Here is a 26167-nt window from a genome sequence, read left to right as displayed (position 1 = left end):
GAGCGGAGCAGACCCGCTGGAATTCCTCGGGAGTCCTACGAGGCATATCGGGCCTCGCAGGACTAGCAGGGTGTAGTGCGGGTCTGTTCTGCCGCGCGGGGAGCGGTCACTTGATGCGGTAGCGGCCCTTGCCGAGGTTGTCGAGGCGGGTCTCGCCGATGGAGCGGATGTGTCCGCGCACGGCCTGTTCGCTGATGCCGAGCGCGGCGGCCATGTCCTTGGTGTGCCAGGCCTGTCCGTCGCGCAGCAGGATCATGACCCGCTGGGCGCCGGGTTTGAGATCAGCCGCGGGGACACCGTCCGGTGCGGCCACCGCGCCGCCGGCGGCGGCGGCGGGTGTGGTGGCGCCCTGGGCGGAGGGCCGGACCGGCAGGACCCGTACCGACGCCATCCCGCCACCCGACGCCGGGGTGGCGGTCGTGCCGGTGCCGGCCTGCTCTGTCTGGGGTCCCGTGTGGAGCATGGTCAGCGCGGTCGCCTCGCCTGCCGCGTCGAAGGCCTCCAGGGTGGCGAGGGCTTTCTCGGTGTAGCGGGCGGCGGTCTTGTGCCGGTCGCGGTAGGCCGGGCCCGCGGCCTTGGTGGCCCGCGCGTCCAGGGTCGCTTTCGGCTTGGCGGCCAGGCGCTCGGCGGCGTGGTCACCGATGTTGCGGGCCCGCCACATGACGTGCTCGCGGTCGGTGTCGATGGCGTAGCCGTAGCCGCCGCCCTTGCGCAGGCTCAGCGGGGACGGCGCGCTGCCGGGCAGCAGCCCGCAGTGCGACTTCTCCATCATCCGCATGATCAGCAGGTTCCCGGTGATCATCCCCGACCGCAGGGCGGCCGAGTTGCCGAAGGTGTCCATGGTGAAGATCTGCGACGCGCCGATGAACCCGATGCCGAGTTTCCGGGTGACGCGGTCCAGCTCGCCGAAGTCGTAGCCGAAGGTGTTGCCGCTGACCGGGTTCTTCAGGTTGAACGCCTTGTGGCACTCGTCGATCATCACCATGATCGCCGGGCGTTCGCGGGTGTGGGTGAACCCGTCGAGGCCCATCGCGACGTTCTCCGCCTCGCGGATCTTCGCCACGTTGCACACGGCCCGCCACAGGTGCAGCAGGTTCCCGATGTAGGCGACCTCGAGCGGCGTGTGCTCGTCGGAGTCCAGGCCCATCAGCGACCAGTCGGCGTGGTCCTTCAAGGCTTTCGACGACGCACCGCCTTGGGGGTCCATCCACCAGATCTCGAACCCGAGCGCGCGCAGCCCGTCGGCGATGAGTTCCAGGACCCTGCTCTTGCCGGAGCCTTTCGAGCCGAGCACGAAACCGCTGTTCACGCTGTTCGGTCCGGCGACGTGGTAGCGGGTCGCGCCCTCGCCGTCGACGTAGGGGCCGATCTCGATGTAGATGTCCTGGCCCTCGACGATGACGACCGGGCCGCTGTAGGTGGTGTCGACCTCGGCGCTGACCCGCACCGACATGACCACCTCGGTCGGCCGGGCGCCTTCGTCGAAGCTCAGGTCCTTACCGAAGAACCCGATCGCCGAGCCGATCTTGCCCGCCAGGTTGCGCAGGTCCTGCACGGTCTGTTTGCCCGGCACCAGGCCCAGGGAGAACGTCACGCGGTGATCGGCGAGCTGCGGGGCGGTGAGTGTCGAGCCGGGCACCAGCCCGCCGGGGACGGTGACCGTGGCGGACCAGGCCTCGAGGATCGACTCGGCCGCGGTGGCGACCGCGGTGGCTTCGGCGTCCGCGTCGGTGGCGGGGACGAGGGCGGTCTCGCTGGCGAGGACGAGGTCGGTGCCGGCGGGGTAGCCGGGGCGGATCCGCTGCCACCAGCGCGCGGACAGGCCCACCGTCCCCAGACCGAGCGCGAGCCACATCTCCAGCGCGCTCGCGCCGGTCAGCGGGGTGGTCAGGCACCAGGCGCACGACGCGGCGACCCCGGCCTGCACCCGGCTGGTCATGCCGGCCTTCTCGATCTGCTCGGCGCACTTCTTCGCCAGAGCCCAGCCCCCGGCGAGCGCGACCGCGCCGGTGCCACCGGCGACCGCGAGGTCGACCGGGGTGTCGGTGAACTCGGTGGCGACCGACCCGGCGACGCCGAGGCCTGCGGTCGCGGCCGCGGCGTACCAGGGGTAGCTCGCGCGGCGGGTCCGCCACCCGAGCGCCTTGGCCTTCTTCTTGGTGCGAGCGACGTTCTCCTTGGCGATGCTGACTTTGGTGCGGGCGGTGGCGTAGGTGTCCCGGGCACTGCCCAGCACGCCCTTCGCCTTCCCGGCCTCGGTGTTCGCGGTGGGCTGGGGGAGCGGGTCGTGGGTGGCCACCGGCGCGGCGGCCGGGGCGGTCGTGGTGTCGGCCATGGTCGGGTGTCCTTTCGCTCGGTGACCGGATGTGCTGAGCGCGCCGGGCGGGAATCGGACCCGCCCACCGCCACGGGGCACCGGCCGTGATGGCCGGTGCCCCGTGGCGGTGTCCTCTTTCAGCGCTGTCGTGCGGGGTCAGGCGTTGGCGTAGAAGGCCGTGTTGTCGGCGACGTTGCCGGTGGCCGCCTGGGTCTGGACCTGCTCGGCGATACCGGCCTGCCGGTCGAAGGCGTCGGACGCCTTGTCGTAGGCGCCCTTCGCGCTGGTCATGTTGTCCGGCAGCGGGTTCAGGGCCTGCTCGGCGCCCGCCAGCGCCTGCTGCGCGAGCATCAGCTGCTCGTTGGCCAGCTGGAACTCGGCGACCGGGTCACCGGTGAACCCGTGCGACTGCAGGGAACTCATCGCGAGCTCGGCGTCGGCCAGCTCGGCCTTCAAGTCCTCGGCCAGCTTCTTCAGCTCGGCCTTCTGGGCCTCGACGACACTGCCGACCGTGTTCAGGTACTCGGTCATCTTCGCGGTGTAGGCCTTCGCCGCGGGCAGGTTGGTGATCTCGGCACTGGCGTTCATGTTCACGTCCTCCATGGGGGTGGGGTTGCCCGCCGAGCTCTCGGCGGGGGCGGGGGTGTCCTCGACGATCTCGGCGTCGAGAATCTCGGTGTCGGCGGCACCGGCGGTGGAGCCGGCTTCCAGCTGCAGTTGAGGACGGACGATCTCGCCTTCGGCGCGGACCGTGCCCGGGGATTCCGGCGGCGGTTCTGGTGCGGGGCCCCACATCGGATCCCGGTCCTGGTCGTCATAGACCCGTCCGGTGCCGAACCGGTAGCGGTCCTCGTCCGTGGTCCATCCGGTCGCTCGGCCCCCGCCCCCGCCCTGCGTACCGTCGCCCGACGTGCCGACCCATTCCTCGTAGAGAGAGCCGGCGCCACCTCGGCCGTTGCCCGGCCCGCCGGGAGCGGCGTTGCCCGAGGCACCGGACGCGGACGTCCCGGGGCCCGGCGTTCCCGGCGGTGTTTCCCGACCTGCCGGAGGCGGTTGCGGCGCGGGACCGTCGTTTCCCGATGTGGCGCCCGGTGTTTCCCGGGGACCAGCGGCCGGAGCGTCGGCGGAGGCCATGCCGGGGTCGCGGACGGCGTTCTCGTCCCAGGCCGCGTTCTCGTCGCGGCGGGCGGTCGCGGCGGCCTTGGTCTTGTCCCACATGACGCCGAACTTCGCCGCCCACTGCTCGGCGCGGGCGGCGCGTTTCTCGGTGCGGGCGATCTTCTTGCGCAGCCACTCGGAGTCGTTGTGCTTCTGCCGTGCGGCCTGGAACATCTTGCGCCGCCTGTGTCGACGGCTGGATCGGTCGGCCCAGGCCTCGACGCTGTTGGTGAGCATCCGGCCGAAGTAACCGCGCAACCCAGGCTCTACCGGCTTGTCCGGGTGCTTGCGTTTCCACTTCTCCACACTCGGTGCGGGTTTGCCCCGGGCCAGGGCGATGGAGTCGGGGACGGCCTGCGCGGCCTGCCTGGTCAGGTAGGCACTGATGATCAGGATGAACAGCAGCTCCACGGCACGTTTCCTCCTTGTCGGCTCGATAAGGGACGCGATCGGTACGTGCCCCTGGCGGGAGTCGAACCCGCCCATCCGCAAGGCCCCCTTGGCGGGGGCCGTGTGGTGACACCGGTGAGGGCCGCCCCGCGTGAGTGACGCCCGGGGGCTCGGGCGGGCTGGCACCTGGCCACGCGGGCCGGACCTCAGCCGGTGATGGCGGCGATGACCTGCGGGCCGACGCCGCCGGTGCCGGTCACGATCGAGCTCAGGAGCCGCCCGACGAAGCCGAGGCATCCGGCCGCGAGCATGGGCAGCAGCACCAGGCCGGTCTTGGCCAGGCCGTCGGGTTTCTTGTCGACGCCGATGTCGAGCACGGTGCCGAGGAACAGCGCCGCGGCGACGATGGTCACCAGGATCGCGGGATTACCGCCGAACCAGGTGACCGGCCAGCCGACGATCCAGATCAGGATCCCGCCGAGGAAACCGCCGATGTCCGACAGCGCGAACGCGGTGGTGGCCAGGAACAACACGCCCGGGGAGATCAGCCAGGCGAACCAGTCCGGGATCCATTTCGCCCGTCGCTTGCGGATCAGGATCCAGGTCACGAACAGGGCGAGCGCGGACAGGATGTACATGAGGGACTCCTTCAGATCGGGCGGGTCAGTAGTTGGTGAGCAGCTCGATGGCGGTGTGCGCCGGCCACAGCAGGACCGTCAGCACCGCCCGGGTCCCGGGCAGCAGCGACGCGACGATCAGCAGCGCGACGAACACCCCGGCGCGGACCGGGCGTTCCATCAGCCACGCGCGGGCGTAGCCGCGGGCGGCGTGATACATCGCGATCCAGGACCACGCCTGGCTCGCCGCGCGCAGCACCGGCACGTCCGGGGTCTGCGTGTTCTCCTTGCCGTAGCGGCGGATCTTCGCCAGGGACGGCCGGTCCTTCGTGGCGATGTCCGGCGGGCCGAAGATGTCCTTCGCCCACGGCCTCGCGACACCCTCGGTCCAGGCCTTCACCCGGTCCACCGGCGACCGGCCGGGCCCGGTGCCGGGGCTGGTGTCGCTCGCGGCGTCCCCGTCCGGGCCCGGGGCGGCGGGTGTCGGGACGACACGGAGGTGGGTGTCGGGGCGGATGGCCGGGATCGGGAGCGTCTTCTCCGCGTCGGTCTCCGGCGGGACCGGCGGCCGGGCCTGGTCCGTCGTGGACGCGGGCGTCGGCTGGGGCAGCTCGTGCACGGCGGACATGGGGCATCACTTCCTCTGCTTCAGGGTGGGGACTTCGTGGGATGGGTCAGCGGATGAGCTGGTCGCCCGCGCGGACGAGCGCGTGCAGCGCGGCGTCCAGCGCCGCGGTGACGTCGGCGCCGGGATCGCGGCGCCGGGCCCGCGCCGCCGCGGCGCGGGCGTAGTCGAAGCCGTGCGCCAGGCGCTCGACCGGATCACCGGTGGCGGCGAGTTTCTCCGCCAGCAGCGCCCTCGAGTTCTCGTGATGACGCCGGCGCGCGGTCGGCGTCCCGGGTTTGCGGCGCCTGCGGTGACCGGCCATCCGGCTACACCAGCCAGCCGCGATACGAGGTCACCAGCCGGGTACTCCCCGGCTGGTAGATCCTCAGCACATACCGCGCCAGCCACGGCATCTCCGCGCGGTCACCGCCGGGGTCCTCGCCCTCAGCGGTACAGGCCAGCGGCAGAAAGTGCTTGGCCAGTGTGGTTTCGGTGTCATACGCGTCGTCGAGGTCGAAGAACTCGCTGACCTCCTCGACCCGGTTCGGCAGCCTGCCGCCGTCGAGACGTTCCAGGCGCAGTTCGTAGCGTTCACGAGCCAATCGGATGGTCCTTTCCAGACGTGCCAACAAAAACCGGGAAGGCGAGGGCCGGTGGCCGAGCGCGCGCTGAAACCCGCGAGGGGTTTCATCGGGGTTGCGGCGCTCGGCCACCGGTGTTTCCCGCGCAGCACAAAAGCGGGGGAGGGTGTGCTGCGCGGGGTGGGCGCCGGAAGCCGTGCGGGTGTGGCTGCTCACCACGCGGCTCCCGGCCGTCTCGGACGGGCCGTTCCAGAGGCCTGGGCAACGCTCGCGGACCGCGGGGAGGGCTGACCTCCGCGAGCGTTCCCCCGGTGCTGGACCGGGATCTATTTGATGTCGGCGAGCCAGTTCCGGACAGCACGTTCGGTGACCAGGTCGTAGCCGCGTTCCTTGAAGTGCTTGAGCACTGGCGCCGGGGTCAGGTTTTCCGGATCCGGTTGCCGCAGTGCCCAGCTGAGGACGTCGTCCTTCGTCATCTTCGGCTTCCCGGACGGCTTCGTGGTCTGCTTCGTGGCGGGTTTCGGTTTCGTCGATCGGGCGGCCGGTTTGACGACTGCTGCCGGCGTCGAGGCGGCGGCTTCCAGCTGCCGACGGGCTGCGGCGGTGCGCAGTCGACGCTGTTCGGCGGCCTCCGCTTGCTGCTCCGCCTCGATCTCGGCGATCGCGGCGTCGAACGCCGCCTTCTCCGCGCGGTACTGCGTCCCATCGCCGAACCCGTGGATGACGTGCAGGAGGAACCCGAGGAACGCGATCCCGCCGAAGAGGATCGCCATCGACGGGTTCTTCTCCATCCAGTGGATGACGTTCATCCCCGAGGCCGTGACCGCCGCGGTGAAAGCGATCAGGAGAAATGGAACCCACTGCCGCGCGGCCCTGCCCTGATCCCGCTTGGCGAGGGCGGTGTCGCACGCCGACACCATGATCGTCTCCGAGGTGGTGGCGATGATCGCCGCCGCGAAATAGCCGGGGAGCCCCAGTTCGAACAGGTCACCGAAGAAGATCACCTGGCCGATGGCCCCTGTGGCGATCGCGATCCAGTACACGGCGACCAGACCGTGCTTACCCCACCGGTTCGGCGCCGCGGGTGCGACCGGAACACGAGGTTCGATTCGAGCAGCGGGCTGCGGGAGCGGAGCGGGCGTCTCGGTGGACGCGACCTGAGTGTTCGCTGCGGGCGCCGGGGGCTGGGGGGCTTCCACCGGAGCGCGTAAGGCAGGCGCAGCCTTCGGCGGGGTCGGCAGGTCAGGCACCTCCAGCTGGGACGGCATCTCAGTGAGTTGCGCGGCCAGCTGGTCGAAGGTGTCGTGAGGTTCTTCAGCAGGGCCAAGGTGCGTCGCGTCGGCAGACACGGGTCATGTCCTCTCATGCTCGGGGAGATTGATCTCGCCGGTCGACGGCGGATGAGGTTCCGGTGGCCTGGGCACCACACGCGCTCGAGGGGAGCGCATGTGGTCCCCCGGTGCCGGAGCGCCGAGTCAGATAGCTCGCAGCGCGTCCTGCAGATGAACCAGGACATCGAACTCTTCGGCGATCTCGGCCTGCAGGCGAGTGATCCGGGCGCCAGTGCCGACCGGGTCGATGCCGCTATGGAAGGCGACGGTGTGGCACCTCAGCAGCAGTTGCTTGCCGACGGCGTCGGTGAGCACGTCGTGCTGCAAGGCGCCAAGGTCCGGGGAATCGGTGACGGGAAGGCTCATCGCTGCGCCTTCCCCCGGGCCCGGAAGACCCGGTACAGCCAGAAGGACGCTGCGAGCCCGGCGAGCGCGGCCACGAGCTGGATCGGCTCGTGGGAGGCGAACAGCAGGACCAGACCGGCGGTCAGGATCGTGGCCATCGCCAGCAACGGCGACCCGACCGGCTCGATGACCGTGGTGGGCGGGACGAGCTGCGGGTCGGCCAGGCCGACGTCATGGGAAAGAGGTTCGGTGATCATGCTGCTGCCTCCAGCTGTTCGTGATCGGAACCGGCGGGGAGCGGAGCCAGGGCCGCGGTGAACTGCGGCTCGGCGAGGCGCTGTCGGTGTACGCGCTCGTCCCTGGTCGTGGTCATCAGTGCGAAGAACTCGAACAAGCCGTTGAGCTGCCTGTCGCTCGTGTTCAGCAGGTCCAGGTCGACCTGGGTGAACTGGGCGGCGTACTCGGCGCGGGTCATGCGCATGTCGATCTCCGTTCGTGGGTGACTCCCAAAGGCCCACCCGCGGGGAAGTGCGGGTGGGCCAACGGCAGGCATCGATCGGTCTGACCTGCAAAAACTTGTGTGCAAGGGGACCGCCTCGACTTCGGGGATACCTAGGCGCGCATCGCTCGGGCTAACCGTCCTGGCGGGCTGGTAATACGCGCTCGTAGAGACCTAGGTTTCGCGGTCCTATGAATTTCTCTGCGATCTCCCGCGTCTACAGGGAGTCCTCACCAGCACAGCTGGGGGAGTGGAGCGTGCCACCACGGGCGCAGACCCGCTTCGTTTTGGGCGGAGCCGGGATCGGACCGGAGTCTCGCGCCAACTTGCTGTTCAGACAGTGCCGCGCCAGTCACGTACCGTTCTGTAATTACAGACGTTACTGTTATGACAGAAGCTGCGCAAGAGTCCGGATCATGTAAGTTTTGTAATTACAGAAAGAGGCCGCCGCGTGAGGAGCCGCAAGCCCGTGAAGAAGCCCCGCTGGGAGGTCGTTTACGACGGCCTGCGCGAGCGCATTGAGCTGGGAAAACTGGCCCCTGGCGAAACCATCCCTGGCGAAATTGCGCTATGTGACCTCTATGGAGTTAGCAGGCCGACCGTCCGCACCGCACTGGGCAAGCTCGAACAAGAAGGGCTGATCACCGTCGGCGCCGGCCGCCTTGGGCGCCAGGTCCGCAAGTACGCGCCTGCGGTCTGGCACCTGACCGAGTGGGAACGCGGGGACCGACGCGACGACGCCGCGCGGGGAATCGACGACTGGGCAGCTGACATGGTCGCCCAGGGCAAGACGCCTCGACAGCAGGTCAGTGTGCGGGGCATTCCTGCATCACGCCAAGTAGCGCGATGGCTGGACGTGGAGACCAACACGATGCTGATCCGGCGACGCCGGATCCGGATCGCTGACGACGAAGCCGTGTCCATCGCCGACAGCTGGTTCCCCATGGACATCGCCGACCGTGAATGCGTGGTCGACGGCCGCCGGATCAAGCCGATCATGACCGAAGCCGACATCGCCGTCGCCGGCGGCTTCATCAACGCCATGGGCATCAAGCAGGTCCGCTACTTCGACGAGATCCGCTCGCGCGTGGCCACTCCCGAGGAGCAGGAGCTGCTCGACATCGGAGCGGACCCCGTCGGTGAGCACGCCCGCGTCGGCATCGACGAGACCGGCCGTCGCATCCGCGTGATCGTCTCCGTCTTCCCCGGCGACCGCATGTACCTCGCCCTCACCTTGGAGGCATGAGCATGGTCCAGCCCATCACCTACCGCATCCGCCACGCCGATCACCAGGACCTCAACGCCTGCCTCGATCTCCGCGTCCAGGCCGAGAACGCGCTCGCGGCCGCGGGGATCGTCCAGTGGCACGACCGCGAGCACGGCCGCCAGGTCATCGCCAGTTGGATCGACCAGGGCGCCATGCACGTCGTCACCACCCAGGCCGGCGACGTCGTCGCGTGCTTCGCGCTCGCCGCCGCCGACCCAGCCTTCTGGACACCCGCCGAAGCCGCTCAGCCCGCGCTCTATCTCTACAAGTTCATTCTTCGCAGCGATCGCCGCGGCTACGGCCTCGGCGATCTCCTGCTCGACTGGTGCGCGCAACGCGCCGCCGACACCGGCGCTCGCTGGCTCCGCCTCGACTGCTGGCGCACCAACACCGGCCTGCACAACTACTGGCTCCGCCATGGTTTCCGGCAGCTCGACATACGCGAACATCCCGTTCGGAACTCCGGCGCACTGTTCGAACGTGACGCGGATACACAGCTCGCATCCGCCGAGATCCGCGCGGCCATCACGCTCGTCGACGACACCAGCGCGGTCCTCACCGCCGCCGTTCCTCTTCGTGAAGACCGGGATCGGTACGACCCCACCGGCGAAGCCGCGCTGTGGAACGAAGCCGCCGCGCTGGTCGCGAACCTGAAAACGTCCGCCCGCTCGACCGACCCCGACGCCTGGAACACCGCCCTCGACCAGGCCAGCCGGGCATTGGAAGACCGAGCCCGAGCCGTTCGCCAGGCTGGGGGCATGTACCACCGAGTGATCTCCGCCTAACGGCTGGCTGCTTTGGGGTGGGACCAGGAATCACCTGGTCCCACCCCTTTTCTTGCCTGTTTCCGCTTTGAAGTTCTCAAACAACATCTAGTCAATACGACATTGACTAAGTCTGTACGTGAGAAAGGCCTGTTCAGGTGCCCTGAAGAAAGCCTCGTCTGATGCGGTCGAGGTGGCTGCGGGCGTCGTCGCCCCAGGTGATGAGGTCTTGGATCTCGGTCCAGTAGTTCTCGTAGTCGCGCAGGTTCTGGGCGTCGGTGATGAGCGCGGTGGCGTTGATGGTGCCGACGAGGACGGCGCGGGAGTCGTAGATGGCGAAGGGATGGAGCGCGGGCACGGTGGCCGGGGTAGTGGAGGGGATGATCCCGAGCCTGACGTGCCCGGCCTGGCTGATGTCGATGAGGTGGGCGAGCTGTCCGACCATGACGGCGGGGCTGCCCATGCACCAGCGGAGGGCGCCTTCGGCCATGACGATGTCGATCGTGCGGCCGCTGGTGAGGATGTCCTGGCGGAGCAGTCGGGCCTGGACGGTTCGATCGAGGTCGTCTTCGGGCAGGGAGTCGCCGAAGAGCGCGCGGATGTAGTCGGGTGTCTGGACGAGGCCAACGACGATCGACGGGGAGAACTCGCGGATCCGTTCGGCGGTCCGCTCGATCTTGCCGATGCGTTCCTGCATCCACCAGCCGCCGCGCTGCAGGGTCATCCGGGCGCTGTGGCTGGCTTCTTTGAGGTCTTGGGCCATCTGCATGAGCTCCTTGCGGACTGAGGCCGGCGCCTTGTAGACGCTGCACAGGGCGGCGACGTCCTCGGGGCTCGGCGCGAAGGCGCCACGTTCCGCTCGGGAGACCTTGCTCTGGGACAGCCCTGCCCGCTTGGCGGCTTCGTTCCCGCTGATGCCGAAGTCCGCGCGCAGGGTGCGCAGCGCGGTCGACAACGGCGGGGTCGGCGTGGTCATGGTGTATCTCCTGGATCAACAGGGTCAGGCGGCGTGGCGATCACGCCAGGCATCGGGGTGGCCGCGCCAATAGTCGCCGAACGACTGCGCGGCAGACCACGCGGCCTGGGCGCAAGTCTGGTACCGGGCGAGCTGGTTGACGTCGTCGACGGGCTCAGCGCCGGTGAAACGGCCGCGATCGTCGTAGTGCATGAGGACCAGGTGCTCGTCGTCGATCAGCCAGAAGTCGTGGTCAACCAACTCGGCCGGGGCATCTCGCTCGGCGAGATCGAGGATCCCGATCCGTTCGCCGGCTTCTTCGTTGTGGACATAGCCCCACTCGAAGTCGAAACGCAGGTAGTCGGTGAGCGGGGAGCGCACGACGTGAACGCGATAGGTGTGCTTGCCCTGAGCGACCTCACTTCGGATCACGTCCAGCCAGGCTTTCTTGCGGGCCATGTCCGGGCCGGGCTGCCCGGCGAGGTAACGCTGAAAGTCCTCGCCGTCGCTGCCGACATCGAGGAAATCATGGGTTTCCAGGCGAAACAGGCGCCGGGTGAACCGGTCGTCGATGTAGGCGCCAAGCTGCTCCTCATCCAGCATGGGCAGGGATCCTTCCAGGCGCGGCCGCGACCTCGACGGCGTCCTCGCCCTCAGGCAGCTGCAGCTCGGCGAGCGCTTCGGCGTCGACCACCCGGGGACCGACGACCAGCAGGGTGTCCCGGCCTGTCGGGTAGATCCGAATGTCGTCGGCGACCAGGCCGTCCGGTAAGAGCCCGACGGGAATCTCCACTACGGCGTCGGAGGCGGTCAGGGTGAGACCGGGCACGCTGTCGCAGGCCGCGATATAGCCCTGGACTACGACGGTGCCGCGATCGCTGGTGTTGATGTTCGGGCAGGTCCGGCCGTTGTTGCAGGCCGCCGCCACCAAGGTGATCTTCATCGTGCCCCTGACCTCTCGCCGAGCGGACGAACGCAACTGAGTGTGGGACATGATCACACACTTAGTCAATATACAATTGACTAAGTGCTGATTTCCGCTGTCTTTCGACTGGCGACTGCGGGGGATATTTGCTCTAGCTCGCCTCTGCGAGGTCTAGCAAAGAAACGCGGTGTCCAAGGGCTAAATTGGCAGGTGGACGACCAGTTACTCCGAGAGGAAGCACCGTGAACAACGGCAACTCCGTTCTGCTCGTCGTCGACATGCAGGCTGGGTTCGTGTCCAGCAAGTCGGCCCCGGTCGTTCCGCACGTCGTCGATCTCGTCGACCGCTGGGAAGCGCTCGGCCGGGACGTGGTCTTCACGCGCTTCATCAACCGGCCCGGTAGCCAGTTCGAGCGGCTGATCCACTGGTCACGCTTCATGCCAGACGCCGAAGAGGTCGAGATCATCGACGAGCTCGCCCCGCACGCCGCGCGAGCCGCGGCCGTGGTGGACAAGGTCGGCCAGTACTCCCCGTTCACGACGGAGTTCACCAGGCTGGTGAACCTCCACGGCTGGTCGCAGATGGTGATCTGCGGGATCGCCACCGAAAGCTGCGTGATGAAGTCGGCCTGCGACGCGTTCGAGCAGGGCTACACCCCGTGGGTCGTCACCGACGCCTGCGCCTCGCACGCGGGCGCCGACAAGCACGAGGCCGGCCTTCTCGTCATCAAGCGATTCATCGGCCGCGGCCAGCTCGTCGACGCCGCCTCCGTGATCGACGGCAGCGCTCAGGCCGCTTGAAGAGGAACCGGTCCTTGAGCAAGAGCCGCCTGGCGGTGCTGGACGTCGACGGCGTCATCGCGGACGCCGCCTGGCGCCTTCCGCTGCTCGGCAACGATCCGATGTCCGCGAGCAGAAAGTCCTGGGCCGCGTTCTTCGACGCGGCCGGGGACGATCCGCTCATCCCCTCAGGGCGAGCGCTGGCACGTCAGCTCGCCGTCGACCACGAGATTTGCTGGCTCACCGCGCGCAGCGACCGCACACGCGACCTGACCGCGGCCTGGCTCGATCGGCACGACGTTCCGCGAGACGAACTGCGGATGCGCCCGAACGACGATCTCCGACTCTCGCCGGTGTGGAAGGTCGAACAGCTCCACGAGCTCGCCCGGACCCGTGCCATCGACGTCGTGGTCGACGACGACGAACGAGTCGTCGCGATGGCCTTGGACCAGGGCTTTCCTGCCGTGTTCCCCCCGGCTGCGAACACCTCGGCCCGCCACCTCGCGTAGCTTTCTCTTCTGCGATGTCTCGCAAAGATGCGACAAGTCCGGCGAGAAGCACCAGTTGCGTGCGGACCAGGCCAGGCTGCTGATCGAGCGTTCGTGATGCGGAATGCTTTGGTCATGAGCGAAGAATCCGAGCGGCTGGCGAAGGCTCTCATCGCGTTCCGGAAAGCGGAGGGCATCTCCGTGAGGGAGCTCGCGCATCGCACCCAGTTGAGCCAGGCGACCATCAGACTCCACGAGAGCGATCGCGGACGCCCGCCTGTCCCGATCGCGGCCCGTCGTTTCGAGGAAGTACTCGGCTGGGCCCCGGGCAGTATCCCGACCGATTCGAGCGAGACGACGGACCTCGACCTTCCACCGGACTCCAGCGCTGGCACTGGGTAGTCCGAGAGATCAGGTGGTCAGAGACCTATGCCGGGAAAGCTGCAGCGGGTTACCGACAGTTCCGATCCGGCTGACCCCAGAGCCTGACAATTTTCTCCACGAGTTCTCGTAGATCACGCCCCTGCTCCGCCTGTGCCGGCCGGGGACCCGCCGACGCAGGCTCTTTCGTCGGAGCATGATGTCGCACCAGGCGCAGGTCTCTGGTCTGCTCGTCTGGCTGGCGCTCGTCGTGGGCGCTCACCATTCCTGCCCGCCGCGCTGGTGGGGCACGTCAAGGTCGGTGACGTGGAGGAACTGGAGGTAGCAGGTGGTGCAGGGCACGCCGTGGGCGTGTTCGGCGGGTTCGGTCTGGTCGAGTTCGAGTCGGGTGCCGCAGAGGGTGGTGACGGCGGTGTCGTCGCCGTCGACGGCCGCGCTGGGCACGAAGTGGGTTTCGCGGTCGGTTTCTCCGCAGATCCGGCGGCTGGGGGTGGTCGCGCCACGGCGCAGGCGCAGCGGGACCACGCGCGGCCGGGTCCGGGACGGGCGGGCGTGAAGGTTGGGGCGGCCGGTGCAACGGGGGTTCATGGGAGTAGAAGGATCCTCACTCGACTGGGGTATTGGCCTTTGCGACAGAGGAATATTCGGGTTTCAGGTGTAATAATTCGTGTCGCACTGAAGAGTTATTGAGTGCACGGGATGCGGGGCCGGCCCGAAGGCCGACCCCGCAGTCGGTTCTCTGACGGGGAACCGGTTAGTCAGCTGATCAGGATGATGGCCTGATCGGCGGCGGTGGTCAGCAGGACGAGCAGAGGTACGGCGATCATCATGATCACCGCGCATCCGCCCCTGCTGGCCAGCCCGCCGTCCTTGTCTTTACGGTGTTTTCCGCCCATGTGGGCGCTCCTTTCTGTTCACGGGCTGGGCCCGTGGGCCCGCGTGTCGGGCACGGGCCGGTCCATACCGGCCGGGCGAGTGGCGGGGAAATGCGGCGTTTCCGTGTTCATGACGAGGGCTCCTGGAAATCGATATCTGTCGATGCTTTTGCCGTCGATCTTGGTCCGGCGAGAACCAAACTATCCAGCTGCGCGAGGCCGCCGGGAGCTGGAACTGTGCTCGGACGATAGGGAGTCAGTCCCTGTCGGTGAACGGTTTTGAATATTTCTGCCCGGCAGATCACGTCGAACTGTATTGCCTGGTCAGGGCAATAAAACGGCTGGTCCGAATCGTCATGGCACTGATGGCACTAATGATTACTGAACCTGACGGTAATGAGGCACTGAACGTGGCACTGAACAATTAATTGCCTGGGTCAGTGCCGTACTCGCGTGTTCAGTAGCCGCCGGTTGGCCGCTGTGGCGCCGAGTGTGGTGCGGACAGCACAGCGCCCGGGCGGCGACGACGTCGCCGGCCGGGCGCTGTGTGGAGTGCCGGAGGGTCAGGCCGAGGGAGGTACCGGGGCCAGGCGCCGGTCGTGGTGATCGACGAAGGCGGGCGGCGGGCGCAGCCGTGACCGCGGGAGCGGCGGCAACGGCGAGCGGGTGCAGCCGATCATCGTCTCCAGCTTCCGCCGGACCTGGGGCTTGGTCAGGGACGGGTCGTTCCGGAAGATCGCGGTCTCGGCGGCCTGGGTCAGTTTCGCGATCTGGGTCCGCAGCTCCCAGCTCAGGTGGTCGAGTTCGAGGTTGTCCTCGAGGAGCTGCCTGATCTGGGCCCGCAGGGACCGGATGAGGTCTTCCTGGGAGCGGTAGGCCCGGGTCATGGAGTCGAGTAGCAGCCGGAGATCCGGCGGGTTCTCCCACGACGGGACCGAGCTTTCCCAGGCCGGGGTCGGGGTTTCCGCCATCGGCAGGGTGTGGTGGTCCTCGCGCGGCTCCTGGTGAAGAGGCTCGCGGGACGGGGGCGCAGGGTCCGCCGGATGCGGCGGCGGATCCGTGCGGAGGGCGGCGAGGACGGCGGCCTTGGCCACGATGTCCTGTTCGCCCCAGGGCGGGGGCGTGATCGGCCCGGTGTAGCCCGGAGGCGCCGTGACGTCGTGGGCACGGCACCACAGCCACGCCGCCCAGGGCAGCAGCCGTTCGCACTCCTGTGCCGACAGCGCGGCACTGAACAGGTCGGTCAGTACCTCCCAGGTCGGCGAGGTGCGGGCGGCTTTACCGAGGAATTTGCTGCAGGAGTACCGCAAGCCGGGCAGGTCCTTGCCGTGGCACCAGTGCCCGGGACGGTCGCCGTACTTGGCGAGCACGGCGTCGTAGGCGTCGGTCAGCGTGTCCTCTCGGGTGAGGCAGCACAGCGCGAACAGCACCAGCTGGCGCGCGGGCTTGGTCAATCCGGCGTTGGTGAACGCCGCGGTGGAGCTGATGGCGGCGAGCGCGGGCTTGCCGCGACGCCGGGCCGAAAGGTTCGTAGTCGGCGAGACCGGGGCCAGCACGCTGGCGTCCGGTCCGGGGTTGATGGTGTACACGGGATTGTGCATCTCTATCCGTTCTTGCCGGCGATCTCCGGCGGCTCCCCGATCGCCGCCTGCCCCCCGGCCGAGCATCTAGGGAAAAACGAAATCAGTTCGCCTCTGTGCCGCGGGCGGGTTTCCCAGGCCGCGGGTGATGTTCCCTATTGCTGTGATGTAGCTCTGCCTTTCTGTGGAATGAGCTCGTTCGCGCACACGAGCAGGAAGGCCGGAGCCCACTCCCCGGGCTTGGCGCGAGCGGCGGAAACTCCCTACTGGCTTCCGTCGCTCTCCGGCCGTCGAGCCAACCTATCTGTTACCGGCCGGTGACCAAGTGCTACGCCCCAAAATCACTCTGAATAGGTGTCATTGCCAAGTCATAAGCAACTCGTTTGGCCTAACAAAGGCGTGAAGCGCTCTCTGCATGTCGATAGCGCGTCCCACGGCTGCAGGGCCTTGATCCCACAGTCGTGGAATTCGAGTCCGCGCAGCAGCCACTGTCAGCAGACCGGTCCGCGACGGGGCCGAAGCGGACGTCGCCGGCCTCGACCATCTGTCCCGGCAAGGCCGTTCCCCGGGAGGTCACCGGCGAACTCGCTGGCCAAGACCAGTGCCACGATCAGTTGCCAGGTGCCGATCGGTTGGAACGGTTCTCTTCGGCAGAAGCGGGAGAGGCATTAGACCGGCAGGCGGACGACGCGAACCGACTCCGGGTACGACTCCGGGTTCGGCGTGATCACCGAGGCGTCGTGCGTCGCCGCGGTGTGCACGACGTGGCCGAGGTCCGGCGCCAGGTCGGCCAGCGATTCGCACAGCGCGGTGACGGCCGGGGCGTCCAGCGGGACGACGTGCAAGGTTTCTAGCACGGACACGTGCCGGGTCAGGCCCGTCCGTTGGCGCCCCGCGTGCAGCAGGGCCATCGCCGGGACCAGGAGTCGAGGGCCTCGGTAGAGGGCCAGGACGACGTCGTCGACGTCTCGAGGCGAGCCGTAGAGCAGCTTCGCCAGCACTGGGTTGCCGGTACCGAGGGCGTTCAGCGCCGCGGTGTCCAGCACGAAGGACCTCACGCGCCAGCGGCCCGTACGAGGGCTTCGTCATCTCCTGCGTCCAGCGCCGCCCAGAGCGCTTCACCTTCAGCGCGGTCGCTGGGAGCCAGCTCGATTCCGAGCTGACGAAGGCTCTCGCGGGTGCGTTCGTCCCGGGCGTCGAGCTCGGCGGCGGTCGGGAGGCGGTCCGCGACGCCGGAGATGAAGGCGCCGATGGACTGTCCCTTCTCGGCCGCGAGCAGAGCCAGCCGGTCACGAGCTTCTGTCGTCACCTTCACTGTGGTCATCGCGGTATCCGAGGTCATCTACTTATCGTATACCCGGCCGGTCGGGATCCGAGCGCATTCGGATGCCAGCGGCGACCAGGCCGGCCTGCCGGGGGCGGCGGGGAGCGGCATCACGGTGTCGAAAGGAGGGAGGACGCGCTCGCCGGGCGAACACGGTGCGGGGTCGATCGCCGAACGAGCCATTGGCGGTGTGCCAATGGCGTTTTGAGGGTCTACCTGCGGAAACTTTGTCAGTCCGGCGACACGCCGTACTGACCGGGGGCGTGGGAATGCGCGCATTGTGACGCTAGGGTTACCCCCGCAACTTGTCTCAGATGTCTCAGGAGCCCCAGATGACCACCGTGACTGCGCATCAGCTCAGGGCGAAGGTTGCCTTGCTCCGTGAGTCGATGCTCAAGGGCGAGGAACTGGAAGTCACCTTCCACGCGAAGCCGCTCGCGCGCGTGATCCCTCCTGCTCGGGTCGAGCAGGAGCGTGCGGAGCTGGCTCGTCTGCGGGCCGAGGTCGCGCGGTTGCGGCGTCAGGTCCGTCAGCTCGAGCAGCAGCGGGAGGTGCCCGCCGCATAGAACAAACGCCCTAGGGAGTTGGCGCTCCCTGGGCGTTAAGGCCTTGAACCCTCGGGTTGGCGCCCGAGGGGAGCGGAATCGGCAGTCCGCTCAATTTTGAGTTTTACCCCGTAGATCCATCTATTCGCTCAACCAACAACTTCACACGAGAAGCGGTTTGGCGGCCGCTGTCTCGAACCTCGCCGGATTGGCGTCCGGTGAGCCACCAACAGGACGTTCGTCTTGTTGGCCATTTTGCTGCGCTCTGGGAGTGCAGTGCTTGTTCGGGAGTGACCATACCAAATGGCAGCCCGGCCGGTACCCCTATGCCTGCAATTTCGCAGGTAAATGTGCGTGTCGTATCGGCCACACAAGAGGAACTGTTCCCTGCGGACAGTGTCCAGCAGTTGTTTCAGCTGGCTGTTTCCGCTGGTCAGTGCCTTAAATGCGGTCGTCCTGGCCGTCAGCGGCCGACGTTGGTGGAGTCGTTCCCGCGTCCGGTGGCGTGCGATCTGTGCTGGCTCAGCTGCGGTGGTGCGGAGGGTTTGGCCGCAGTGGTGGCCGGTGAGGTGCCGGATCCGTTCCCCGCGCGGTCGCCGGTGGAGGAGCTGCGGCAGGTCGACGATGGCCTGCGGTGGGACGATCTCCATCCGGTCGACCAGTTCCTGATCGAGTCGGGGGTCGGGTGGGCGCTGCTGCGGTGGGTGCCGCGGCCGGTGAGGGTGGAGCTCGCGCTGAACCTGAAGCCGCGGCGGCCGCCGGAGGGGACGCAGGCGGCGGAGTCGAGGCAACTGTGGCTGGACGAGGTCCTGACCCGGATCGCGTGCTCGATCGACTTCCACCAGGACCGGTCGCGCCGGACGTGCTTCTCGGTCGCCGAGGTGTACGCGTGGGACCGGGACCGGGACCGGACGGGGCGGCCGCTGGTCTGGATGACTCACGAGGCGGTCGGGGAAGCGATCGGGAAGTCCTCGAAGACGGTCCAGCGGTCGGTGCACTGGTACCAGCAGCAGGAGCTGATGCACGAAGTTGTGCCGGGACTGAAACTGCCGCGGATGACCCTGCCGGAGAACCCGACCGCGGAGGAGCGTGCGGCCGCGCGGACGGCCGAGCAGGAACAGCTGGAGGCCGCGGAACGGTCCGAAGCCGCAGCGATGGCCAGGGCCCGCGCCGAGCTGAAGCTGGTCGCGTCCGGGCTGCCCCGCCACGAGGCCGTCCTGATCGCCGGGATGCGACACCCGGCCCCGGAAGTGCCGGCGCCGGACGAGAAGGCCGGCTTCGTGTTCGTCGCGCCCGTCTACGAGCTGCGGGTGCCGGTCCCGGCCGAGGTCCTGGCCGAGCGGGCCGCGATCGAACGCGCCCAGCGCGAGCAGCGGTGCCTGGGGCTGCGGATCCTCGACGCTAACCGGGACCAGTACCTCGATGTCCGGAACGCACTCGAGCTCGGCAGGGGCGCGATCGCAGTCGGCACGGACGGCACCCTCGCCTGGGTCACCGCCCACGAACTCATCGCCTACGAGCAGCACAGCTCCGGAAACCCGCTGACCAGCGTAAACGTGGTGGGCCTCCTTCGTGGAACCGAAAATGTCCACCCACCTCTAGGGCTCTTTACCCATGATCAGTTCCTTACCGTGACAGATGTGGACAAACGACCGGCTTCGCCGGGCTCTTGGACGAGCCTGTTCGGATCTGGCCCTCAGATCGCTCCTGCGAGCCGAAAACGCCGCCGAGAGCGCGCGACCCTTCCGGAGCCGCGTTCGGCGACTCAGCGGCAAACTCAGGAACTCCGTGGGCTGCTTGATCCCGCTCTGGCGGAGATTCCGCTCCGCAGTCTCGAAGCACTCATCCGCCCATGGCTGTCCGCAGCGTGGTCGGTGTCGTCGATCCTCCGGCGGATTCACGGCCAGGGCGTGCCGCCCTTCGTGCACTCGCCGACTCGCTACGTCCAGCACCGGCTGAAGGACTTGTCACAAGGACTGTCTCCCGATCAGCGGGAAGCCCTGCAGGACAAGCTCGACGAGCTCGACGCCGAGAATCGGCAGGCCGCTCAACATCGGGTCGACGTGGAGGCGCGCATGAAGCGCCAGCGCATCGGCGAGTGCGACCTGTGCGACGAGGTGGGCTGGGTCGTCCTGGACGAGGACCAGGACGTCGTGGCCCGCTGCAACCATGATTCGGTAACCGGAGGATGGTGACCCCGCCCTGCTGTATAACACTTTATACAGCAGGGCGGGGAACAATTCTCCAAGGGAGCATGATCGAACTGGGCTACCTGGGGCGAGGTTGCAGAGTGTGACCCCGGTGAGGCTCGAAAGGTTTCGCGGCCGAGCGTTCCATGCCTGGACGGGCCTAAGCGCAACGCGCGACGCGTACGCGCGCGAGACCAAGGATAGCGAAACCTGCGGCGAAAGGGCGCGAAACCCCGGCGGCGGCGTGTCCTTGAGATGCAGAGCGTGACCTACGTCCCTGCGCGACGATGACGGGGGAGGCCGCCCCGCGCCGGACCGCTGCGCGAGCACCGGGCGAAGAGGTTCTCCACCGCGGCGCACGTCAGCCTTCTCGATGGATCGGCGAGCGACTCGACATCTATCCGGAAGCCCATCGGGTGTGCCTCATGCATCCGGCGTGCGCGGGATGTCACCCCGGCTCGAACCCGGAACGGAACCATGGAAATGCGCGGAAGCGTTCCGGTGCGAGACGTGTCCGCGGTTCCGGAACTCGATGTTCGTTCCGGGCGGAACGGAGAGCTTCTGAACCTCGGAACGTCCACCAGAACGCGGTGTCGGTGCCGGGCGGAACCGGGGGTGTAAGACCCGGAACGTCAGCCCGGAAACGTTCTGGAACCGACTACCCGGAACGTGTCGTCTGACCTGCGGCGTTCCGGGTCCGGTTTGGGTCTCGTTCCGGGTGGCCCAGGCTCCGGAACCGTGCGGATGTTCCGTGCTGAACCGCTCCGCGGACCTGCTGCCGAGGTTCCGGGTGCAGCGGTTACGCGGACTCGCCGTTCCGCCCAGATGTATACGGCCGTAAATCGCCCCGGGTGCCGTTAGCCGGAAATGGCGCGCACCCGCACCGAGGCCGGCGCCTGAACAAGGTCTTCGGCACCCCGGCCAGCAGTCCGAGTCGCGAGCAGAGGTCGTTCAGGTAGAGGTCCGTGTTGCCGCCACCTTGTATACGGTCGTAAATCGTTGTTCGTCGGGAAGCCCGCTCTCGCGGGGGAGGTCAGGGCATGCAGAAGGCCCCCGGCGGGCGGTCTACGCCGCGCGTCGAGGGCCTTCATGTGGAGGCGACGTAGCCGCCACCTTGTATACGGCCGTAAATCCACGCAGTCCTACGGGGCGGGCTGCTGGAGCAGTTTCACCAGCACGGTGAGGTCCTCCTCGCTGAGGAATTCCCGCAGCTTGGTGGCCATTTCGTCCGGTGCGCCGATCTTCACCGTCCGAGCCCGGGGCCGACCACGAGGCGCCGCTGCAGGGGTGTCGTCAGCAGCGGGTTCCTTGCCGCCAGCTCGTTGCTCGTCGGCGAGCTGCTGGCGAGCGAGGTCGGCGTCGCCGGTGCTATCGCGTAGTTCCAGCAGTCGTTGCCAGCGCGGGAGCTGCTCCTCGGCGGGGAGCGCGCTGAGCGTGCGCGCGTCCTCGAAGGCCACCTTCTTCTCGCGGACCGCGGTCTGGAGCTCATCGACAAGCCGAAGCAAACCGATCCGCTGACTGACGTAAGCCGGGGTCTTGCCGATGCGTTCGGCAACGACACTCTGACTCCCGTGACGATCGGCAAGGTCCTTCAACGCCAGAGCCTCCCGCAGCAGCGGGAGCTTCTCGCGGTGGATGTTGTCGATCAGGACGCCTTCGTCGAACTTGCGGTCCCGGCCGAGGTGGTCGGCGATGGTGACCGGAACTTCGGCGAGGTCGAGCAGCTTCGCCGCAGCGAGACGCCGGTTGCCGTTGAGGACGACCCAGTCGCAGCCGGCGATCTCGTGCTCATGCTCGGGATAGTGGGTCAGGTACACCTCATACCGCGTGACCGCGAGCGGCGTCATGATCCCGACGCTCTTGATCCCCATCGCGAGCTCGCCGACGTCGTTGTAGTCGTCGCGCGGATTCCGGGGGTTGTGCGCCAGGGAGCCGACCGGGACCGTCTTCGGCCCCTCGCTGGCATCGCCGAGGGCCGATCCCTCGACTTCACGCCGACGCGCCATCAGACCGTCCCCCCGTACCCGAGCTCCAGCGCCAGCTGCAAGAAGTCGTTCTGCGCCTCGGACGCCGTACGACCCGACGGGTACTGGGTGCAGACACGCCCCTCGGCCGAAGCGGTGGAATGCATCTTGTACTTGCGGATCACTGTGTTCGTGTAGCGGAATCCCTGGGCGTCGAGCCACTTCGTGGTCAGGTCCAGATCCGTACGGCCGTCGCGGCGATCCCACAGGTTCCGCACGATCCGGTAGGGCAGCCCACGCGGCTTGATCATGTCCAGCACCGTGCGCTCGGTCGGCCCGTAGGAGAGCGGCTCGAGGATCACCGGGACGACCACGTCGTCGCTGGCGTCCATCGCGCGCGCCAGGACCGCCGGCCGGGCCAATGAGCCGGGCGCGTCGATGAAGATGTGCTCGTACTCCTCGCGGTTCTTCAGTGCGGCGACGTCATCAGGCCGGTCATCGACCTGCTCGAAGTCGAACGGCAGAGTGTCCAGATCGGTGCGGCTAGCCCACCACACCGCCGATGCCTGCGGGTCGATACTGGCGACCATGACGGTCGGTTCCGCGGGATCTGAACCGAGAGTCTGAGCGACCACCGCCGCGAGATTGACCGCGATCGTGGTTTTGCCAACGCCGCCTTTTTGCGACAGGACGAGATGAACCCTTGGCATGAGCCAAATTTCCTTCCGTGCGCTTCACCGCGCGATGCGCGGCTACTTCGGACGGGGCACAGCATGCCAGCTCGAGGTCCGGAAAGCGGGGAGCCCGCGAAGACCTTGGCGTGTTCGTGCTCGAACCGTTCAGGGTGCTCTGTGTATACGGCCGTAAATCCAGTGATCCCACTCCAGGAAGCAGAGCGAGCACCACCCCAAGCTGTATACGGCCGTAAATCCCAACGAGCCTTCTCGTGCCGCCCACATCGGCCGCAGCACCTGCAACCGCTGCCGCACGAGTTATTCCCGCGGACTCTGACGCTATTTTGCGTGCGGTGTAAGCCGGGTCCGGACCTTGCCTTTGTGCTTGACCCCTTCGCGGATCAGCTCGGCGAGAATTCGGTGCTTCGGCACCACACCCCGCAGGTCGTAGTACAGCTCGTCACATGCGGAGGACAGTTCGTCGGCGACGTCCTGGGGTAGGTACCAGGAGCGCGTGGTGAGTTCGTTGCCAGCCATGAGCAGCAGCGTAGAACGCGGATATGAGACCTGCGAAGACCATCAGTTCCAGCATCACCCACAGCAGTGAGAACACTGCTTGATCTAGCAGAAGTATCACAGCAGGTGAGGGCTACTTTCACTCCGGCGACGGCTTGTCGCTTCGCTGGTACCACTGGGACCATCGGGTGATGAAGAAGATCCTGTCCCGCGCCGCACGCGACCAATGGGCCTCCGTGCTCGACGACGTCCAGTGGCGTGGCGAGGAGTACGTGATCCTCCGGGGCGGGGACGACAAGCCGGTCGCCCGGCTCATCCCCTACCAGCCGTCCGAAGGTGAGGAGGACTCCACCGACGCGTGACCACCTCGAGGCCCACGCCGACATCGTCGATCCCGCCACCGCGGCCGCCGTCCGGCACGCCGCCGCCCGCGCCCGGACCGAGGCCCACGACCATGACCACGCCGCCTGGAGCGACCAGGCCGTCGTGCACGAGCTCGGCGCGCTCTTGGGTGGGGTGACACGCCGGTGAGCGTCCTCCTCTACGGCGCCGCCCTGGTCCTCGACGTCACGGCCGAGGCCCTGCAGCGGTTCGCCGACCGCATCGTCGCCCTGGCCGACCACGCCGGAGGCGTCCGGTGACCCCCGACGAGGCCCGCGCCCTGCTCGTCCGCGACGCGGCCGGGATCCTGCGCTGCCCGCCAGGCGACGCCGAACCCTTCGTCGCCGAGATCGCCCGGCGCGACGACGGCGGGATGCCCTGCTTCCTGGTCCGGGACTGGATGGCCAGCAATCTCGGCCACCGGCACCCCGCCGCCCAGCCCGCCTTCGTCGACGCCGTCCTCAAGCGCCTCCACGCCCCCGCCGGGGCCGAGACAGCTCTCTCCCCTGCGACACCTTTCACACATCTCTTCTATGCGAGGCCTATCAAGCGTGAGAGTGCGCCCTCGCCTCGCCGGACACGACGTTCGGCGGGCCGCCGACGACTCCAGGCCGGGTGAGACGGCCATGCCGATCCACCCGGAGTTCCAACCTCACTCCCCCGCCTGCTGGCCGATGATCAGCTATCGCGGCCGGGTCCAGCGCTCCGGCGGCCGTATGAATGCCGCGGCGAGTGCGGCCGCCCACGGGGCGCCTGGCCGTCAAGGCCAGGCGCCACAATCGGTACGGCGCGGCCGCGACCGGCACCGACCTCGTGCTCACCACCGCACACCGCGACCACCGACAGGCCCGCGCCCGGCGGCCGCGCGAGATCGCCGAGTCCCAGATGTCCCGCTCCTCGACCTGACACCGAAAAGCTCGCATCCGCGATAGCCCTCGTATGTCTCGCAGAACTATCCGGCCAGTTCAAAGTCCGAAGAAGCCAAACCGGCTGGTCACTTTGATAGGTCTCGCAGATACCGCAGGAGGAACCTATGACGACTCCATGATCACCACGGGTCGACGTCGGCGTCCGACCACTTCCGCCACACCGTCGAGCCGGTGACCGCCGGTCGCTCCATGGCCACGCTCGACCGGTACCGGCGCGACGTCCACCAGGCCGGGGCCATCGGCTTCGCGATCGTCCGGGAACTGGACCTCGAGGCCGCCGAGGCGATGCCCTGATCCCTTCCGTGACGGCGAGAGGTGCGGCGGCTCGCACGTCTCGTAGAACACGCATGCCTGCCACCCCTATCCATCCAGCTCAGACCCCATGGAGAAGCTCATGAAGGCATCCTCCGCCCACCCGATGACCCCGACATCCACCGTCGCCTGTTGGGCGGTGATCGTGTGAACAGCCGGCGGGCGGTGAAGGCGCTCGCCCTGTTCGCGGCGGTTCAGGCCACCTTCTCCGACGTTCATCCGTACTGCGATCAGATCCTGCAGAACCCCCGTGCCGCGTCGACCAAAGGACACCACGGTGACCACCTGGTCTATGCCGACGGCGTCAGGGTCGGTGAGGAGCCCGCCGGATCGGACCGGGCCGGCTGGCCCACGATGACCGCGACCAGACTCGGCCAGGTCAGCACCGCCCACCACGTCGCCACCTACACGGCCGGGCAGCTCGCCGCGGTCGTGGCGGTGACCCGGGTTCTGGGTTTCCGGCTGCCCTTGCCGGGACTGCTTGCCGGGACCGTGATCAACGCGGCCACGCACTACCTGATCGACCGGCGCGAACCGTTGAAGAAGTTCCTGCGTTGCAAGTGGATCGGCAAGAGCAGCTACCTCGACCACGCCACCGTCCAGCGACGGCCAGGCGTGGTGGACGAATCCGGGCCAGGCACCGCGCTGATGGAATGCGACCAAGCTGCGCACCGGCTGATCAGCGTGATCGCCTCGCTGACCACCACCTGGCTGACCCTGCGCTCACCCCGACGAGAATGACCCCCGCACCCTCGCACAGGCAACAGGCTTGATAGACCTATATGGACAATAGGTCTATCAAGCCAGCTCACGGTCATCTTCCCCGCGTCGAGAATGAACATCCGGCGTCGCCATCAGCGCGTGGCAGGCACAATCCTGGCCATGACCCACGAGGCCCCTTCCGCGTCCGGAGATCCGCTCGAGACGTGGACGGTCGAGCGCCGCCCAGTGCAGCAGCTGCTCGCCGATCAGCTCTCGGCCCTCGTGAGCGAGATGGACGTCGAGTCCGACACCACCAGACGCAAGCTCAGCAAGGGCGGTCTCAGCCGTGCCGGGCAAGCCCAGCGGATGCTGGAACGGGTCGAGCGGGTGATGGAGATGTCCCTGGCCTGCGACCAGGCACAAGGGATGAGCTGGGCCGCGATCGCCACCATGACCGGCCAGCCCGCCGAGAACCTGCGCGACCGCTACGGCGATCCCGTGGACGAACTGCTCGCCGCGGCGCGAGCCCAGGCCCCCGTCCAGGACATCGGCCCGGCATGGATGCCGACGGTGCCGCGCCGGGAGTACCGAGGCGAGAGCTACTCCGGCCCGGACGACCCGGAGATCTCTTTCCCTCGCCGCTAGTCACGTATCGCTTCCTTCGGCGTAGCACGCCCGGCAGATGAAGCAGGCTTGATAGAGCTATCAGTCCTAAATCTCTATTAAGCCTATCAGGCCTGTTCAGCGCTATCTGCCTGGCGAAGGCGGGCTA

At 67.8% G+C, this 26167-nt stretch carries 35 protein-coding genes and 1 pseudogene; 14 read left to right on the top strand and 22 right to left on the bottom strand.

The genetic code is table 11. The features are described 5' to 3' along the window. Positions 1-106: 106 nt before the first annotated feature. The 10 genes from ACZ5IK_RS39410 to ACZ5IK_RS39365 form a co-directional block, all read right to left on the bottom strand. The gene (locus ACZ5IK_RS39410; RefSeq protein ID WP_465492344.1) at positions 107-2335 is read right to left on the bottom strand and encodes a helix-turn-helix transcriptional regulator; all 2229 of its coding nucleotides are present in this window, start codon (positions 2333-2335) and stop codon (positions 107-109) included. A gap of 138 nt (positions 2336-2473) precedes the next feature. Continuing rightward, positions 2474-3886, bottom strand: coding sequence for a hypothetical protein (locus ACZ5IK_RS39405; protein ID WP_465492343.1), 1413 nt, complete (start codon positions 3884-3886; stop codon positions 2474-2476). A 185-nt stretch (positions 3887-4071) separates the two neighbouring features. Continuing rightward, entirely contained in the window at positions 4072-4503 is a 432-nt protein-coding gene (locus ACZ5IK_RS39400) for a hypothetical protein (protein WP_465492342.1), read from the bottom strand. Between the two features lie 25 nt (positions 4504-4528). Further along, complete coding sequence (locus ACZ5IK_RS39395) at positions 4529-5110, bottom strand: hypothetical protein (RefSeq protein WP_465492341.1); 582 nt, start codon at positions 5108-5110, stop codon at positions 4529-4531. A gap of 46 nt (positions 5111-5156) precedes the next feature. Then, positions 5157-5411, bottom strand: a complete 255-nt coding sequence (locus tag ACZ5IK_RS39390; protein ID WP_465492340.1) for a hypothetical protein — start codon at positions 5409-5411, stop codon at positions 5157-5159. A gap of 4 nt (positions 5412-5415) precedes the next feature. Further along, positions 5416-5691 carry a hypothetical protein gene (locus tag ACZ5IK_RS39385; protein ID WP_465492339.1) on the bottom strand — a complete coding sequence of 92 codons (276 nt, stop codon included), beginning with the start codon at positions 5689-5691 and terminating at the stop codon, positions 5416-5418. 305 nt (positions 5692-5996) lie between these two features. Further along, positions 5997-7019, bottom strand: coding sequence for a hypothetical protein (locus ACZ5IK_RS39380; protein ID WP_465492338.1), 1023 nt, complete (start codon positions 7017-7019; stop codon positions 5997-5999). A 126-nt stretch (positions 7020-7145) separates the two neighbouring features. Next, positions 7146-7367: a hypothetical protein gene (locus tag ACZ5IK_RS39375; RefSeq protein ID WP_465492337.1), complete on the bottom strand. Its 222-nt coding sequence runs from the start codon at positions 7365-7367 to the stop codon at positions 7146-7148. After that, the gene (locus ACZ5IK_RS39370) at positions 7364-7603 is read right to left on the bottom strand and encodes a hypothetical protein (RefSeq protein ID WP_465492336.1); all 240 of its coding nucleotides are present in this window, start codon (positions 7601-7603) and stop codon (positions 7364-7366) included. Before ACZ5IK_RS39370 ends, ACZ5IK_RS39375 begins: the two co-directional genes overlap by 4 nt. Beyond that, on the bottom strand, positions 7600-7827 hold the full coding sequence (locus ACZ5IK_RS39365) for a hypothetical protein (RefSeq protein ID WP_465492335.1): 228 nt from the start codon (positions 7825-7827) through the stop codon (positions 7600-7602). Before ACZ5IK_RS39365 ends, ACZ5IK_RS39370 begins: the two co-directional genes overlap by 4 nt. Positions 7828-8314: 487 nt before the next feature. Here ACZ5IK_RS39365 and ACZ5IK_RS39360 point away from each other — a divergent pair, with 487 nt between their 5' ends. Together ACZ5IK_RS39360 and ACZ5IK_RS39355 are read left to right on the top strand one after the other, a co-directional pair. Next, complete coding sequence (locus tag ACZ5IK_RS39360) at positions 8315-9091, top strand: GntR family transcriptional regulator (RefSeq protein WP_465492334.1); 777 nt, start codon at positions 8315-8317, stop codon at positions 9089-9091. Then, a complete protein-coding gene (locus ACZ5IK_RS39355) occupies positions 9088-9897 on the top strand; it encodes a GNAT family N-acetyltransferase (protein WP_465492333.1) in 810 nt (269 codons plus the stop codon). The genes ACZ5IK_RS39360 and ACZ5IK_RS39355 overlap by 4 nt, the downstream gene beginning before the upstream one ends. Positions 9898-10030: 133 nt before the next feature. On the opposite strand, the gene ACZ5IK_RS39350 is transcribed toward ACZ5IK_RS39355, so the two are convergent. The 3 genes from ACZ5IK_RS39350 to ACZ5IK_RS39340 are packed head-to-tail and all read right to left on the bottom strand — an operon-like array spanning position 10031 to position 11774. After that, complete coding sequence (locus ACZ5IK_RS39350; protein WP_465492332.1) at positions 10031-10852, bottom strand: helix-turn-helix domain-containing protein; 822 nt, start codon at positions 10850-10852, stop codon at positions 10031-10033. A 24-nt stretch (positions 10853-10876) separates the two neighbouring features. Next, positions 10877-11434 (bottom strand): DUF6879 family protein, encoded by a 558-nt coding sequence (locus ACZ5IK_RS39345; RefSeq protein ID WP_465492331.1) that lies wholly within the window; start codon positions 11432-11434, stop codon positions 10877-10879. Continuing rightward, a complete protein-coding gene (locus tag ACZ5IK_RS39340; RefSeq protein ID WP_465492330.1) occupies positions 11424-11774 on the bottom strand; it encodes a hypothetical protein in 351 nt (116 codons plus the stop codon). Before ACZ5IK_RS39340 ends, ACZ5IK_RS39345 begins: the two co-directional genes overlap by 11 nt. 224 nt (positions 11775-11998) lie before the next feature. Between ACZ5IK_RS39340 and ACZ5IK_RS39335 the strand changes: the two genes are divergently transcribed. The 3 genes from ACZ5IK_RS39335 (at position 11999) to ACZ5IK_RS39325 (ending at position 13425) form a co-directional block, all read left to right on the top strand. Continuing rightward, a complete protein-coding gene (locus tag ACZ5IK_RS39335) occupies positions 11999-12556 on the top strand; it encodes a cysteine hydrolase family protein (protein WP_465492329.1) in 558 nt (185 codons plus the stop codon). 14 nt (positions 12557-12570) lie between these two features. Continuing rightward, positions 12571-13044 carry a phosphatase domain-containing protein gene (locus ACZ5IK_RS39330; RefSeq protein ID WP_465492328.1) on the top strand — a complete coding sequence of 158 codons (474 nt, stop codon included), beginning with the start codon at positions 12571-12573 and terminating at the stop codon, positions 13042-13044. Between the two features lie 114 nt (positions 13045-13158). Continuing rightward, positions 13159-13425: a helix-turn-helix domain-containing protein gene (locus tag ACZ5IK_RS39325; RefSeq protein ID WP_465492327.1), complete on the top strand. Its 267-nt coding sequence runs from the start codon at positions 13159-13161 to the stop codon at positions 13423-13425. A gap of 237 nt (positions 13426-13662) precedes the next feature. Here ACZ5IK_RS39325 and ACZ5IK_RS39320 read toward each other — a convergent pair whose 3' ends face one another. From ACZ5IK_RS39320 to ACZ5IK_RS39300, 5 genes are all read right to left on the bottom strand, one after another. Continuing rightward, complete coding sequence (locus tag ACZ5IK_RS39320) at positions 13663-13992, bottom strand: hypothetical protein (protein ID WP_465492326.1); 330 nt, start codon at positions 13990-13992, stop codon at positions 13663-13665. A 170-nt stretch (positions 13993-14162) separates the two neighbouring features. Then, on the bottom strand, positions 14163-14300 hold the full coding sequence (locus tag ACZ5IK_RS39315) for a hypothetical protein (RefSeq protein ID WP_192746951.1): 138 nt from the start codon (positions 14298-14300) through the stop codon (positions 14163-14165). A gap of 542 nt (positions 14301-14842) precedes the next feature. Continuing rightward, positions 14843-15880: a hypothetical protein gene (locus ACZ5IK_RS39310; RefSeq protein WP_465492325.1), complete on the bottom strand. Its 1038-nt coding sequence runs from the start codon at positions 15878-15880 to the stop codon at positions 14843-14845. A gap of 647 nt (positions 15881-16527) precedes the next feature. Beyond that, positions 16528-16905, bottom strand: a complete 378-nt coding sequence (locus tag ACZ5IK_RS39305; RefSeq protein WP_465492324.1) for a PIN domain-containing protein — start codon at positions 16903-16905, stop codon at positions 16528-16530. 8 nt (positions 16906-16913) lie between these two features. Continuing rightward, positions 16914-17201, bottom strand: coding sequence for a hypothetical protein (locus ACZ5IK_RS39300; protein ID WP_465492323.1), 288 nt, complete (start codon positions 17199-17201; stop codon positions 16914-16916). Positions 17202-17515: 314 nt separating this feature from the next. On the opposite strand from ACZ5IK_RS39300, the gene ACZ5IK_RS39295 reads away from it, so the two are divergent. Next, a complete protein-coding gene (locus ACZ5IK_RS39295; protein ID WP_465492322.1) occupies positions 17516-17749 on the top strand; it encodes a type II toxin-antitoxin system Phd/YefM family antitoxin in 234 nt (77 codons plus the stop codon). A gap of 524 nt (positions 17750-18273) precedes the next feature. Then, positions 18274-19923, top strand: a complete 1650-nt coding sequence (locus ACZ5IK_RS39290) for a hypothetical protein (RefSeq protein WP_465492321.1) — start codon at positions 18274-18276, stop codon at positions 19921-19923. A 1136-nt stretch (positions 19924-21059) separates the two neighbouring features. Here the strand turns inward: ACZ5IK_RS39290 and ACZ5IK_RS39285 are convergent. The 4 genes and pseudogenes from ACZ5IK_RS39285 to ACZ5IK_RS39270 form a co-directional block, all read right to left on the bottom strand. Further along, positions 21060-21923 (bottom strand): ParB/RepB/Spo0J family partition protein, encoded by an 864-nt coding sequence (locus ACZ5IK_RS39285; protein WP_465492320.1) that lies wholly within the window; start codon positions 21921-21923, stop codon positions 21060-21062. Beyond that, positions 21923-22471, bottom strand: a complete 549-nt coding sequence (locus tag ACZ5IK_RS39280) for a ParA family protein (RefSeq protein ID WP_465492405.1) — start codon at positions 22469-22471, stop codon at positions 21923-21925. The genes ACZ5IK_RS39285 and ACZ5IK_RS39280 overlap by 1 nt, the downstream gene beginning before the upstream one ends. Before the next feature lie 39 nt (positions 22472-22510). Further along, a pseudogene (locus ACZ5IK_RS39275) lies at positions 22511-22591 on the bottom strand (ParA family protein); the annotation flags it as partial. 303 nt (positions 22592-22894) lie between these two features. Next, positions 22895-23092 carry a hypothetical protein gene (locus tag ACZ5IK_RS39270; RefSeq protein ID WP_465492319.1) on the bottom strand — a complete coding sequence of 66 codons (198 nt, stop codon included), beginning with the start codon at positions 23090-23092 and terminating at the stop codon, positions 22895-22897. Positions 23093-23262: 170 nt separating this feature from the next. On the opposite strand from ACZ5IK_RS39270, the gene ACZ5IK_RS39265 reads away from it, so the two are divergent. The 7 genes from ACZ5IK_RS39265 to ACZ5IK_RS39235 all read left to right on the top strand — a co-directional run bounded on the left by ACZ5IK_RS39265 (position 23263) and on the right by ACZ5IK_RS39235 (position 26040). After that, positions 23263-23433 carry a type II toxin-antitoxin system Phd/YefM family antitoxin gene (locus ACZ5IK_RS39265; protein ID WP_465492318.1) on the top strand — a complete coding sequence of 57 codons (171 nt, stop codon included), beginning with the start codon at positions 23263-23265 and terminating at the stop codon, positions 23431-23433. Then, positions 23408-23602 (top strand): hypothetical protein, encoded by a 195-nt coding sequence (locus ACZ5IK_RS39260; RefSeq protein WP_465492317.1) that lies wholly within the window; start codon positions 23408-23410, stop codon positions 23600-23602. Before ACZ5IK_RS39265 ends, ACZ5IK_RS39260 begins: the two co-directional genes overlap by 26 nt. A 106-nt stretch (positions 23603-23708) precedes the next feature. After that, on the top strand, positions 23709-24071 hold the full coding sequence (locus tag ACZ5IK_RS39255; protein WP_465492316.1) for a hypothetical protein: 363 nt from the start codon (positions 23709-23711) through the stop codon (positions 24069-24071). A gap of 101 nt (positions 24072-24172) precedes the next feature. Next, positions 24173-24358, top strand: a complete 186-nt coding sequence (locus ACZ5IK_RS39250; RefSeq protein ID WP_465492315.1) for a hypothetical protein — start codon at positions 24173-24175, stop codon at positions 24356-24358. Positions 24359-24552: 194 nt separating this feature from the next. Next, positions 24553-24675, top strand: coding sequence for a hypothetical protein (locus tag ACZ5IK_RS39245; protein ID WP_465492314.1), 123 nt, complete (start codon positions 24553-24555; stop codon positions 24673-24675). A 165-nt stretch (positions 24676-24840) separates the two neighbouring features. Next, the gene (locus ACZ5IK_RS39240) at positions 24841-25434 is read left to right on the top strand and encodes a hypothetical protein (protein ID WP_465492313.1); all 594 of its coding nucleotides are present in this window, start codon (positions 24841-24843) and stop codon (positions 25432-25434) included. A 141-nt stretch (positions 25435-25575) separates the two neighbouring features. Next, entirely contained in the window at positions 25576-26040 is a 465-nt protein-coding gene (locus ACZ5IK_RS39235; RefSeq protein WP_465492312.1) for a hypothetical protein, read from the top strand. Positions 26041-26167 lie beyond the last annotated feature (127 nt).

Source organism: Amycolatopsis sp. NPDC031561 (assembly GCF_055580625.1).
The sequence above is the reverse complement of the archived record's forward strand: the minus strand, read 5'-3'. Positions and strand labels throughout refer to the sequence as shown.

Coding starts and splice junctions, on each gene's coding strand:
- ACZ5IK_RS39410 (WP_465492344.1), bottom strand. CDS start 2,335: ATGGCCGACACCACGACCGCCCCGGCCGCCGCGCCGGTGGCCACCCAC.
- ACZ5IK_RS39400 (WP_465492342.1), bottom strand. CDS start 4,503: ATGTACATCCTGTCCGCGCTCGCCCTGTTCGTGACCTGGATCCTGATC.
- ACZ5IK_RS39395 (WP_465492341.1), bottom strand. CDS start 5,110: ATGTCCGCCGTGCACGAGCTGCCCCAGCCGACGCCCGCGTCCACGACG.
- ACZ5IK_RS39390 (WP_465492340.1), bottom strand. CDS start 5,411: ATGGCCGGTCACCGCAGGCGCCGCAAACCCGGGACGCCGACCGCGCGC.
- ACZ5IK_RS39375 (WP_465492337.1), bottom strand. CDS start 7,367: ATGAGCCTTCCCGTCACCGATTCCCCGGACCTTGGCGCCTTGCAGCAC.
- ACZ5IK_RS39370 (WP_465492336.1), bottom strand. CDS start 7,603: ATGATCACCGAACCTCTTTCCCATGACGTCGGCCTGGCCGACCCGCAG.
- ACZ5IK_RS39365 (WP_465492335.1), bottom strand. CDS start 7,827: ATGCGCATGACCCGCGCCGAGTACGCCGCCCAGTTCACCCAGGTCGAC.
- ACZ5IK_RS39355 (WP_465492333.1), top strand. CDS start 9,088: ATGAGCATGGTCCAGCCCATCACCTACCGCATCCGCCACGCCGATCAC.
- ACZ5IK_RS39350 (WP_465492332.1), bottom strand. CDS start 10,852: ATGACCACGCCGACCCCGCCGTTGTCGACCGCGCTGCGCACCCTGCGC.
- ACZ5IK_RS39345 (WP_465492331.1), bottom strand. CDS start 11,434: ATGCTGGATGAGGAGCAGCTTGGCGCCTACATCGACGACCGGTTCACC.
- ACZ5IK_RS39340 (WP_465492330.1), bottom strand. CDS start 11,774: ATGAAGATCACCTTGGTGGCGGCGGCCTGCAACAACGGCCGGACCTGC.
- ACZ5IK_RS39325 (WP_465492327.1), top strand. CDS start 13,159: ATGAGCGAAGAATCCGAGCGGCTGGCGAAGGCTCTCATCGCGTTCCGG.
- ACZ5IK_RS39320 (WP_465492326.1), bottom strand. CDS start 13,992: ATGAACCCCCGTTGCACCGGCCGCCCCAACCTTCACGCCCGCCCGTCC.
- ACZ5IK_RS39315 (WP_192746951.1), bottom strand. CDS start 14,300: ATGGGCGGAAAACACCGTAAAGACAAGGACGGCGGGCTGGCCAGCAGG.
- ACZ5IK_RS39310 (WP_465492325.1), bottom strand. CDS start 15,880: ATGCACAATCCCGTGTACACCATCAACCCCGGACCGGACGCCAGCGTG.
- ACZ5IK_RS39300 (WP_465492323.1), bottom strand. CDS start 17,201: ATGACCTCGGATACCGCGATGACCACAGTGAAGGTGACGACAGAAGCT.
- ACZ5IK_RS39295 (WP_465492322.1), top strand. CDS start 17,516: ATGACCACCGTGACTGCGCATCAGCTCAGGGCGAAGGTTGCCTTGCTC.
- ACZ5IK_RS39285 (WP_465492320.1), bottom strand. CDS start 21,923: ATGGCGCGTCGGCGTGAAGTCGAGGGATCGGCCCTCGGCGATGCCAGC.
- ACZ5IK_RS39280 (WP_465492405.1), bottom strand. CDS start 22,471: ATGGTCGCCAGTATCGACCCGCAGGCATCGGCGGTGTGGTGGGCTAGC.
- ACZ5IK_RS39270 (WP_465492319.1), bottom strand. CDS start 23,092: ATGGCTGGCAACGAACTCACCACGCGCTCCTGGTACCTACCCCAGGAC.
- ACZ5IK_RS39265 (WP_465492318.1), top strand. CDS start 23,263: ATGAAGAAGATCCTGTCCCGCGCCGCACGCGACCAATGGGCCTCCGTG.
- ACZ5IK_RS39250 (WP_465492315.1), top strand. CDS start 24,173: ATGCCGCGGCGAGTGCGGCCGCCCACGGGGCGCCTGGCCGTCAAGGCC.
- ACZ5IK_RS39235 (WP_465492312.1), top strand. CDS start 25,576: ATGACCCACGAGGCCCCTTCCGCGTCCGGAGATCCGCTCGAGACGTGG.